This window comes from Haloactinopolyspora sp. (genome assembly GCF_027324685.1).
In the GTDB taxonomy this organism is placed as follows: Bacteria; Actinomycetota; Actinomycetes; order Jiangellales; family Jiangellaceae; genus Haloactinopolyspora.
This window is the reverse complement of record NZ_DAHVSH010000145.1, coordinates 1-9,434: the sequence shown is the minus strand read 5'-3', so window position 1 is coordinate 9,434 and position 9,434 is coordinate 1. Positions and strand designations below refer to the sequence as shown.

Sequence of the window (9,434 nt, the reverse complement as noted above, 5' to 3'; positions counted from 1 at the left end):
CCGATGAGGTGGGCCCCGAGCAGCTCGTTGTGCTCGGCGTCAGCGACGATCTTGACGAAGCCGGTGGCGTCCCCGAGGCCGTGCGCCTTGCCGTTGGCCATGAACGGGAACTTGGACACCTTGACCTGGTGCCCGAGTTTCTCGGCTTCCTCCTGGGTGTAGCCGAACGCGGCGATCTGCGGCTGGCAGTAGGTCGCCCGCGGGATCATCGCGTAGTTGATCGGCATGGTGTCGGCGCCGGCGATGGTCTCGGCCGCCACCACGGCCTGGGCCTCGGCGGTGTGGGCGAGCATCAGCCGCCCGGTGACGTCGCCGATCGCCGAGATGCTCGGCACGTCGGTGCGCATGAACTCGTCGATCTCGATGGCGCCGCGGTCGTTCACCGTGACACCGGTCTTCTCCAGCCCGTAGCCCTCGACACGCGGGGCGAAACCGATGGCCTGCAGGACCTTGTCGGTCTCGATGACCTCCTGCTTGTCCCCCGACGTGACCGTGACCTTGACCTTGTCGCCGGAGTCGTCGATGGATTCCACCCGGGTGGAGGTGCGCACGTCGACGCCGAGCTTCTTGTACTGCCGGGCCAGTTCCTTGGACACCTCGGGGTCTTCGAGCGGAACCATCCGGTCGAGGAACTCCACGATCGTGACCTGCACGCCGTAGTTGGCCAGGACATAGCCGAACTCGACGCCGATGGCGCCGGCGCCGGCGATGACGACGCTCCCAGGCAACTCGCTTTCGAGGATCTGCTCCTCGTACGTCACGACTCGTTCACTGAGCTGGGTGCCGGGCAGCAGTTTGGTGGTGGCGCCGGTGGCGACGATGCAGTGATCGAACGTCACCGTCTCGTTCCCGCCGTCGCTGAGCTGGACGTCCAGCGTCGTGGCGTCGGTGAAGGTGCCCCAGCCTTGGAACTCGGTGATGCCGTTCTTCTTCATCAGGTAGTGCACGCCTTTGACCCGCCCGTCGGCGACGGTCCGGCTGCGCTCGTACGCCTTGGAGTAGTCGGCGGTGACTTCGCCGTCGATGGTGATGCCGAACGTCTTCTGCGCCTCGTGCTGGATGATGTGAGCCAGCTCAGCGTTGCGCAGCAGCGCCTTGCTCGGGATGCAGCCCACGTTCAGGCAGACCCCGCCCCAGTACTTGGACTCCACGATCGCTACGGACTTGCCCAGTTGCGCCGCACGAACAGCTGCGGTGTATCCGCCCGGGCCGGCTCCCAGAACCACGACGTCGAAATGCGCACTCATGGGCTTTAGCCTAGATGCCGCGCCCGTCGATATCCGCCGCCTCCCCCGGACAGGGCGCCTCATTCACCCCCAATGCTGGTGGCACTCCCCTGCCCGAGGGATCCCGAGCGCTCGGCTCACACGCGATGGTCAAGGGGACAGACCGAGACACGAAAGGACCGGACATGTCCCCCATCACTGTGCAACCCCCCGCTCAACGACGGATCAGGCGTGTTGCCGCCGCGGCCCTGATCGCCGCGTGCACCGGCATCGCCACGGGCGTCGCGCAAGCCGCCGACACCGCCCAGTCCCCGAACACCGCGAAGCGTGTGTCAGGAACCACCAGCGTTCACGGCTCGGGCGGCGGTGAGCTGCAGTTCTCCGGATTCGAGGGCGACCAGGTGAATTTCGACATCCGCGGACACACCACCGAGGCCGACAGCCCGGTGTCGGTGAAGGGCACCTTCGCCGTCACCCACGAACGTCCCGACGGCACCCTGTTCGCTGAGATGAGCGGCTCCCTGGACTGCATGTGGGTGGCGGGGGACGTCGCCGTGGCCACCGGAGTCATCGAGGAGTACGACATGCCGGGACTGCCCGAGCTCGAACCGGCCGGGCGACGAGTCGGGTTCACGATCGACGACGGCGGACGCCACGACCGGATCGGCTGGAGCTGGGCGGTCACCGGGTTCGAAGGAGACGTCTCACCCTGCATGAGCACGGCGCCGTTCTTCGAGGTGGAACGCGGCTGGTTCGCCGTCCACGACTGACCCTGCGCGCGGCGCGCCCCGGCCGCGGTCAGAACAACCGGGTGGTGGGGTCGTCGATGCCGCGCAGGGCGTCGTAGTCGACGGTCACGCAGGTGATTCCGCGATCGGTGGCGAGCGTACGTGCCTGCGGCTTGATCTCCTGCGCGGCGAACACCCCACGGACCGGGCTGAGATGCGGGTCCCGGTTGAGCAGTTCGAGGTAGCGCGTGAGTTGCTCGACGCCGTCGATCTCACCTCGGCGTTTGATCTCGACGGCCACGGCCGACCCGCCGTCGTCCCGGCACAGCAGGTCGACCGGGCCGATCGGCGTGGGGTACTCGCGTCGGATCAACCGCCAACCGGCCCCGAACGTCTCGACGTTGGCCGCCAGCAGTTCCTGCAGATGTGCCTCGACGCCGTCTTTCACCAGGCCGGGGTCGACACCCAGGTCGTGCTCGGTGTCGTGGTGCACCTCGTAGATGCGGATGACGAGTTGGTCATCGGTCTTGGTGCTGCGCACCGTCCATACGGCGACCGCCCGGTCGGAATCGTCGTCGGGTTCGGACACCGTCAGCGAGCACGGCGGGCTCATCCAGTTCAGCGGCTTGTACGAGCCACCGTCGGAGTGCACGAGCACACTGCCGTCGGCCTTCACCATGATCAGCCGGACGGCTTCGGCCAGGTGCGCGGACAGCCGTCCGGCGTAGTCGACTTGGCAGCGAGCGATGACGATTCTCACGCGCGCCGACGTTACCTGGCGAAGGCACGGCGTAGCGTGTACCCCTGCCAACCGAGCACATAGCCGACCATGCCCACGGCCATGCCGTTGGCGACTCCGACCAGCACGGAGCGCACCACGTACTCGTACTGGCCGGTCGCGTCCAGGCCAGGCAGTCCGTTCGTCAGCAGTTCGATCACGGCGCCGGACGACACGAGCAGCACCAGCGCCGCGATCACACTGCGCCGGGTACGACGGGACAGGCAGTCGCCGGCGGCCTGCGGCGCGGGATCGGTGCGGTGCCACCATCTCCACACCCACCACGCCAGGCACAGCGCCCCGGCCACGGTACTGAGGTATTGCAGAAGGCGGCTCGCGCCGCCGTCGTTGGTCACGCCATCCCACAGCACGTGTGTCGTCGCGCCGAGCACGGCAGACACGAAGACCCATCCCAGCATCCGCGGGCTGGCCAGAAACCTGATTCGGTCCGTCGGCGCGAACCGACCGGACAACGACGGCGGAGCGAGGGCCAGCAAGGGCCGCCGAAGCACGCCGTACCACGTCAGCAGCATCACCAGCGCGAGGAGCGGATCGATCCACAGCACCGCATGCAGGGAATGCGTGAGTGTGAGAGTGAAGTTCCCCGAGACGCTCACCGCAGCCCGGTAAAGCAGATCGAAGTAGAGCAGATCGGGAGCAAGTGCGCCGGCCACCAGCGCGGAAGCCACCAACGGCGTGCGTGCCAACGGCAACACTGCCGCTGGGTGAACGAGAGTGAACGGCACGTGGCGACAGTACGTGAGGCCGGCGAGCGCGGCGCTGTAACGCCACGATCCGTGGTCGAGGCCCATACTGGTCACATGAGCACGACGGCGGTCGGCGGAAAACCGTCGGACGTAGTGCTTGGCGTAATGGCGACCGGCAGAGATGCCGCGGTCCAGGTGGCCGAGTACGGCACCGCCCTGGCCGGAATGGCAGCGCGGCTGGCGTGGCATGGTTCGGCGCCCGTTCGCGCGATGGTGCCGCACCGCTATCGCGCCGCTGCCCGCAACATCGCCGAAGCGATCGAAACGGAGCTGCGCTCGCGAGTCGTGGAGCTGGCTCAGCGCGGCGAAATGGAACGACGCCGGCAGCACCGGTATGCATCGGAGCTGCTGGACCGGCTGGTTCCGCTGATCGTCGACGCGGTCGCCGTGCGGATCGACGTCGCGGCGGTCGCCGACCGGCTCGACCTGGCGGCGATCACCGACGAAATTCTCGACGAGATCGACCTTCCTGAGATCATTCGCACGTCGTCGGGCTCGTTGGCGAGCAACGTGGTCGTCGGTGTGCGCCGTCGTGGGATGGAAGCTGACGACGTCGTGGCCAGCGTCGCGGACCGCCTCCTGCGCCGGACCCGCCGATGACCACGCGGCGTGAGGTGGGCCCCACTCTGCACCTGTCCGGTGTCCCCAAGGGCGCTCGGCCGCTCCAGGGGCGCACGGCGGGATTCGCGACCCGGGCGATGGCCGGTGTGGTCGACGTGATCAGTGTGCTCGCCTTCATCGCCGTCGGCCTGCTGCTGGTGAATGGCTTCGTGCTGGCCGTCGACCCAGTGAGGTTCGAGCCGGTCCTGGTGCCGTTCGCGGTGACGTTGGTGGGCGCGCTCGTGATCTCGGTGGCGTACTTGACGATTGCGTGGGCGTCGATGGGCCGGACGTTCGGCTCGGCCGTGCTGGGGATTCGTGTCGTGACCGCGGGCACCCATGCTCGGCTGCCGGTCCCTCGTGCCCTGGTGCGCGCGGCGTTCGCCACCGTGTTCCCCATCGGCCTGGCGTGGGTGATCGTCAGTCCGAAGCGGCGTTCGCTCCATGACCGGCTCGTCGGCAGCGCCGTGCTCTATCAGTGGTGACCGCTCAGCGAAAGTCGCGGCTGCGCGTACCGCCGGTGACTTTGAGCGGGGCCAACCGGGTGGCGAGGAGGTTGATCGCGCCACCGCCGCGCTCGAGACGTCCGTCGATCAGCAACGCCGAGGACTCCAGGGCGATCCGGCGCTGACGCTCCCAGACCCCGGGCGGGCAGATGACGTTGACCATGCCAGTCTCGTCCTCGATGTTCATGAAGACGACACCGCCGGCTGTCGGGGGCCGCTGACGATGCGTGACCAGGCCGCCGACGATCACCGTGCGTCCGTCCTGGATGCTGCGTAACTGTGCCGCCGGTACGGCACCCCATTCGGCCAACCGGTCACGGACGTGCTGCACCGGATGGCTGTCGGGAGACACACCAGTGGCCCACAGGTCGGCGAACGTCTGCTCGACCGCGGTCATCGCCGGCAGCGCCGGCGCCGCGGCCCCCGGAGTGGTGCCCGGAAGCTGGTCGGCCCGGTCGTGGGCCAGCGCCCCGACCGCCCACAACGCTTCGCGACGGTCGAGGCCGAAGCACCCGAACGCGCCCGCCGTCGCCAGCGCTTCGAGTGCCGGAAGCGACACGTCGACCCGGCGGACGAGGTCGGCGATGCCGGTGTAGGGACGGGAGTCGGCGATGGCTTGCGCGACGTCTTCGCCCAGTCCGCGCACCGACGACAGGCCGAGGCGGATAGCCGGCTGCGGTTCCTCCGGCGCGTGCGGGTGGTTCGACGTCACCGGGACGCACTCTTCCAGAACGGCCTTGGCGGCGCTGGCGTTGACGTCGACGCCTCTGATGCACACCCCGTGGCGTCGCGCGTCCTCGACCAGGGTCTGCGGCGAGTAGAAACCCATGGGCTGGTTGTTGAGCAAGGCCGTGGTGAAGATCGCCGGGTGGTATCTCTTCAACCAGGCGCTGGCGTACACCAGGTAGGCGAAGCTGTAGGCGTGCGACTCGGGGAATCCGTAGCTGGCGAAGCCGAACAGCTTGCCGTAGATGTCTTCGGCGACATCGGACGGAATGCCTTTGGCCGCCATGCCCCCGAGGAGGCGATCGCGCAGCCGCTCGATGCGCTCCGGGGAACGTTTGGAGCTCATGGCCTGGCGCAACTCGTCGGATTCCTGGGCGCTGAAGTCGGCGCAGTCGATGGCCAGCTGCATCATCTGTTCTTGGAACAACGGCACACCCGCGGTGCGCTCGAGCGCGGGCTTCATCAACTCGTGGGGGTAGGTGACGGCCTCCTGCTCGTTCTTGCGCCGGATGTACGGGTGGACCGAGCCACCCTGGATCGGGCCGGGGCGGATCAGGGCGACCTCGACCACCAGCTCGTAGAACCGTCGCGGGCGCAACCGTGGCAGCGTGGCCATCTGCGCACGCGACTCGACTTGGAAGACACCGACGGTGTCGGCGTCACACAGCATGTCGTAGACCTTGGAATCTTCATCGGGAACATCGCGCAACGTGTACGTGACCCCGCGCAGGTCGGTCAGGAGTTGGAAGGACTCCCGCAACGCCGACAACATGCCCAACCCGAGCAGGTCGAACTTCACCAGGCCCGCTGCGGCACAGTCGTCCTTGTCCCATTGCAGAACACTGCGCCCGGGCATGGTCGCCCACTCGGCCGGGCAGACCTCCCCGACCGGGCGGTCGCACAGAACCATGCCCCCGGAGTGGATCGACAAGTGCCGCGGCAGCCGGAGCAGCCGGTACACGAACTGGGCGACATGCTCGGGGATGCCGACGTCGTCAGGGATCGGTTCGTGATGACCGATGTGCCGCGTCCAGGCGTCGACCTGGCCGGGGCTGTAGCCGAGGGCCCGGGCGACGTCGCGCATGGCCATCCGTGGTCGATAGGTGTTGACGTTGGCCACCTGCGCGGCACGGTCGCGTCCGTACCGTTCGTAGACGTGCTGGATGACTTCTTCGCGGCGAGCGTTCTCGATGTCGATGTCGATGTCCGGCGGGCCCACCCGGGAGTCGGTGAGGAACCGTTCGAAGAGCAGATTGTGCTTGATCGGGTCGACGGCGGTGATACCCAGCGCGTAGCAGACCGCCGAGTTCGCCGCTGAGCCGCGTCCCTGACAGAGGATGCCCTCCCGCTCGCAGAACTGGGTGATTTCGTAAACGATCAGGAAGTACCCGGGGAAGTTGAGCCGTTCGATGACGTCTAGCTCGTGTTCGAGCTGGTCGTAGATCCGCTTCGTCTTCGGCCCACGCTCGCCGTAGTGCTTGAGCGCTCCTTTCTCGACTTCCTGGCGCAGGAACTCGGCGTCGGTGTAACCCTCCGGGACGTCGCAATCCGGCAGGTTCGGCGCGATGAGATCGAGATCGAAGCAGCACGACTCCCCCAGCGCGACCGTCGCCTCCCTGACCCCGGGATACCTGGCCAGCCGCTCCTGCATCTCCTCCCCGCTGCGGATGTGCGACGTGCCGTTGGCCGGTAGCCAGCCCGCGAGCTCGTCGAGACTGCTGGTGGCTCTGGCAGCCGCCAACACCTGGGCGAGGTCGGCATCGGCGGGGCGGGCGTAATGGACGTTGTTGGACGCCACGACCTCGACGCCGACGTCGTGCGCGAGCTCGAACAAGGTGTCGTTGCGGGCGTCGTCGAGAGGCTGGTCGTGGTCGATCAGTTCGACGAAGACGTTCTCACGACCGAACATGGCGATCATCCGCCGTAGCTCTGCTTCGGCAGCTCTCGGTCCCTCGGAAGCAAGAGCGGCAGGAACGAGACCTTTGCGGCAGCCGGTGAGAATCGCCCAGTGGCCGTCGTGCGCCTCGGCCAGCTCAGCGAGGTCGTAGACCGGGCGACCCTTGTCACCGCGCATCTGCGCAGCGGTGATGGCACCGGCCAGCCGCCGGTATCCCTCGGGGTCACGAGCCAGGACGAGCAGATGATGGCCTTCCGGATCAGGTACGCCGCTCCGCCTCGTCGGGAGGTTCAAGCTCAGCTCAGCCCCGAAGGCCGTCCGGATCCCCGCCTCCCGAGCGGCCTCGGCGAAGCGCACCACGCCGTACATGCCGTCGTGATCAGTGATGGCCAGCACGCCCACGCCCTGCGCCACGGCTTCGGCCACCAAGTCCTCGGGTTCGGAGGCGCCGTCGAGGAAGCTGTAGGCGGAATGGCAGTGCAGTTCGGCCCATGCGACGCGGGGTGGGCTGAACGGTCGCGGTCCAGTGTCAGGTCGCGGCCCGGTGCCGGTGGGGGATGCCGGGATTCGGGGCAGCTTCTCACCGTCGCTGCGCCAGCCGCTTCCCCAGGACAGTGCTCGTTCGAATTCGCTCCAGGGGATGTCGGGGTTGTGCCAGCCCATCGCGTGTTTCCTTGTCCCGCGAGTTCAGAAGGGTGTGAATCGGCCCAGGTTCTCTGCCGCTACTTTGTGGGTGCAGGCTCTCGGGTGAGGGCCTCGTTGTGCAGCGTTTCGAACTCTATCGGGGTGAGCATCCCGAGGGAGCCGTGGAGGCGGCGGTTGTTGTACCAGTCGACCCAGCCGGCGGTCGCGAACTCGACGTCCGCGAGGGTCCGGTAGGGGCCGGCGTGGAAGACGGTGGTGCGGATGCACTCGGTCTTGTAGAGCCCGTTGATCGTCTCCATCAGCGCGTTGTCCAAGGCGTCGCCGACGGTCCCGATCGACGGGGCGATGCCCTCGAGGGCGAGATGCTCGGTCAGTCGAATGGCGGTGTACTGAGTCCCAGCGTCGCTGTGATGGATCAAGTTCCCTGGTGAGACCGGGTTTCCTTCCCTCTCGCGGTTCCACAGCGCGATGCGCAGCGGGGTCATGACCAGGTCGACCTGCTTCGAGGTGGAGGCGTGCCAGCCGACGATCCGCTGGGCGAACACATCCACGACGAACGCGACGTAGACGAACCCCGCCCAGGTGCGGACGTAGGTGAAGTCGGTGACCCAGACCCGGTTCGGAGCAGGGGCGGTGAAATCGCGATTCAGCAGGTCACCGGCCCGTTTCCCGTCCGGGCCGGGGATCGTGGTGCGGACCTTCTTCACTCGCCGGATGCCCTCAAGACCGAGGGTCCGCATCGCCCGGTCCACCGCCCCGCGGGAGGTGCCGGCCAGGCCTTCCTGGCGGCGGAGCAGCGCGACCCACTTCCTACGTCCGTAGAGTCCCTCGGGCGTCATCTGGACCTGCCCGGTGGCGGGGTTGATGGTCCAGGCGAGGTCGCGGATCTTGTCCTCGACCAGGGCGTCTGTGACGGTGCGGGCCGCGATGCTGGCCGGATTCTTCCAGGCCCGGTAGGTGCGTGCAGCGATCGTCAGGCCCTGCTGACGCAGGACGCGGAGGATCGGCTCGACTGCATAGCCCTCGGCTCTCATCTCGTCGATGAACGCGCAGATCAGCGGTTGCGGGGGTCGAGCTCCCCCGCAAAGAAAATCGAGGCGCGGCGCAGGATCTCATTGTCCTCCCGCAGCCGCTTGTTCTCGGCCTTCAGGCGCTTGACCTCGGCAGACTCCTCGGTCGTGATGCCGGGGCGGGTCCCGTCGTCGACCTCGGCCTGCGCGAGCCAGCGCCGCACGGACTCGCGCGAGACACCTTCCTGGCGAGCCACCGCGGTGACTGCGGCGGTCAAGGTGGGGTACTCCTGGAGGTGCTCCCTGACGAGCCGCACGCACCTCGCGCGCAGCTGGGGATCGATCTTCTTCGGCATGCTGTCCATCCTTCCGGACTCAAACAGCAGCGGCATCAAACCTGGGCCGATTCATTCCGCCGCTAGAAGCGGCGGAACCGGGTCACTGCAATTGATGGACTACCCATGGCCCCCACCCTATCGCACCAGGGCTGTTCAACAGCTGATCAAGGGCCTGGCCTGGGGCCCTCCTACCTCCAGAGCGGTCTGGGCGGC

Annotated in this window: 8 protein-coding genes; 3 read left to right on the top strand and 5 right to left on the bottom strand. The window is 67.5% G+C overall.

Annotated features, from left to right (window positions below; genetic code table 11):
* On the bottom strand, positions 1-1,247 hold a 1,247-nt coding region (gene lpdA, locus M6444_RS16060; protein WP_298329547.1), incomplete at its 3' end, for a dihydrolipoyl dehydrogenase.
* A 164-nt stretch (positions 1,248-1,411) separates the two neighbouring features.
* Here lpdA and M6444_RS16055 point away from each other — a divergent pair.
* A complete protein-coding gene (locus M6444_RS16055; RefSeq protein ID WP_298329544.1) occupies positions 1,412-1,996 on the top strand; it encodes a hypothetical protein in 585 nt (194 codons plus the stop codon).
* 28 nt (positions 1,997-2,024) lie between these two features.
* Here the strand turns inward: M6444_RS16055 and nucS are convergent, their stop codons facing one another.
* The gene (gene nucS / locus M6444_RS16050) at positions 2,025-2,714 is read right to left on the bottom strand and encodes an endonuclease NucS (RefSeq protein WP_298329541.1); all 690 of its coding nucleotides are present in this window, start codon (positions 2,712-2,714) and stop codon (positions 2,025-2,027) included.
* 11 nt (positions 2,715-2,725) lie between these two features.
* On the bottom strand, positions 2,726-3,478 hold the full coding sequence (locus tag M6444_RS16045; RefSeq protein WP_298329540.1) for a DUF4184 family protein: 753 nt from the start codon (positions 3,476-3,478) through the stop codon (positions 2,726-2,728).
* A gap of 126 nt (positions 3,479-3,604) precedes the next feature.
* Here M6444_RS16045 and M6444_RS16040 point away from each other — a divergent pair, with 126 nt between their 5' ends.
* Entirely contained in the window at positions 3,605-4,099 is a 495-nt protein-coding gene (locus tag M6444_RS16040) for a hypothetical protein (RefSeq protein WP_298329536.1), read from the top strand.
* A complete protein-coding gene (locus M6444_RS16035; RefSeq protein ID WP_298329533.1) occupies positions 4,096-4,584 on the top strand; it encodes an RDD family protein in 489 nt (162 codons plus the stop codon). Before M6444_RS16040 ends, M6444_RS16035 begins: the two co-directional genes overlap by 4 nt.
* 4 nt (positions 4,585-4,588) lie before the next feature.
* On the opposite strand, the gene M6444_RS16030 is transcribed toward M6444_RS16035, so the two are convergent.
* Together M6444_RS16030 and M6444_RS16025 are read right to left on the bottom strand one after the other, a co-directional pair.
* Positions 4,589-7,891: an error-prone DNA polymerase gene (locus M6444_RS16030; protein WP_298329530.1), complete on the bottom strand. Its 3,303-nt coding sequence runs from the start codon at positions 7,889-7,891 to the stop codon at positions 4,589-4,591.
* A 59-nt stretch (positions 7,892-7,950) separates the two neighbouring features.
* Positions 7,951-9,239 (bottom strand): IS3 family transposase gene (locus M6444_RS16025; protein WP_298329527.1). Its coding sequence is split into 2 segments (ribosomal slippage): positions 7,951-8,966 and positions 8,966-9,239, totalling 1,290 coding nucleotides; the frame shifts between segments, so codons are not numbered across the junction.
* Positions 9,240-9,434 lie beyond the last annotated feature (195 nt).

Bases quoted from the DNA above. Each gene is read 5' to 3' on its own strand.
- M6444_RS16030 (WP_298329530.1), bottom strand. From the start codon at position 7,891: ATGGGCTGGCACAACCCCGACATCCCCTGGAGCGAATTCGAACGAGCA.
- M6444_RS16040 (WP_298329536.1), top strand. From the start codon at position 3,605: ATGGCGACCGGCAGAGATGCCGCGGTCCAGGTGGCCGAGTACGGCACC.
- M6444_RS16035 (WP_298329533.1), top strand. From the start codon at position 4,096: ATGACCACGCGGCGTGAGGTGGGCCCCACTCTGCACCTGTCCGGTGTC.
- M6444_RS16055 (WP_298329544.1), top strand. From the start codon at position 1,412: ATGTCCCCCATCACTGTGCAACCCCCCGCTCAACGACGGATCAGGCGT.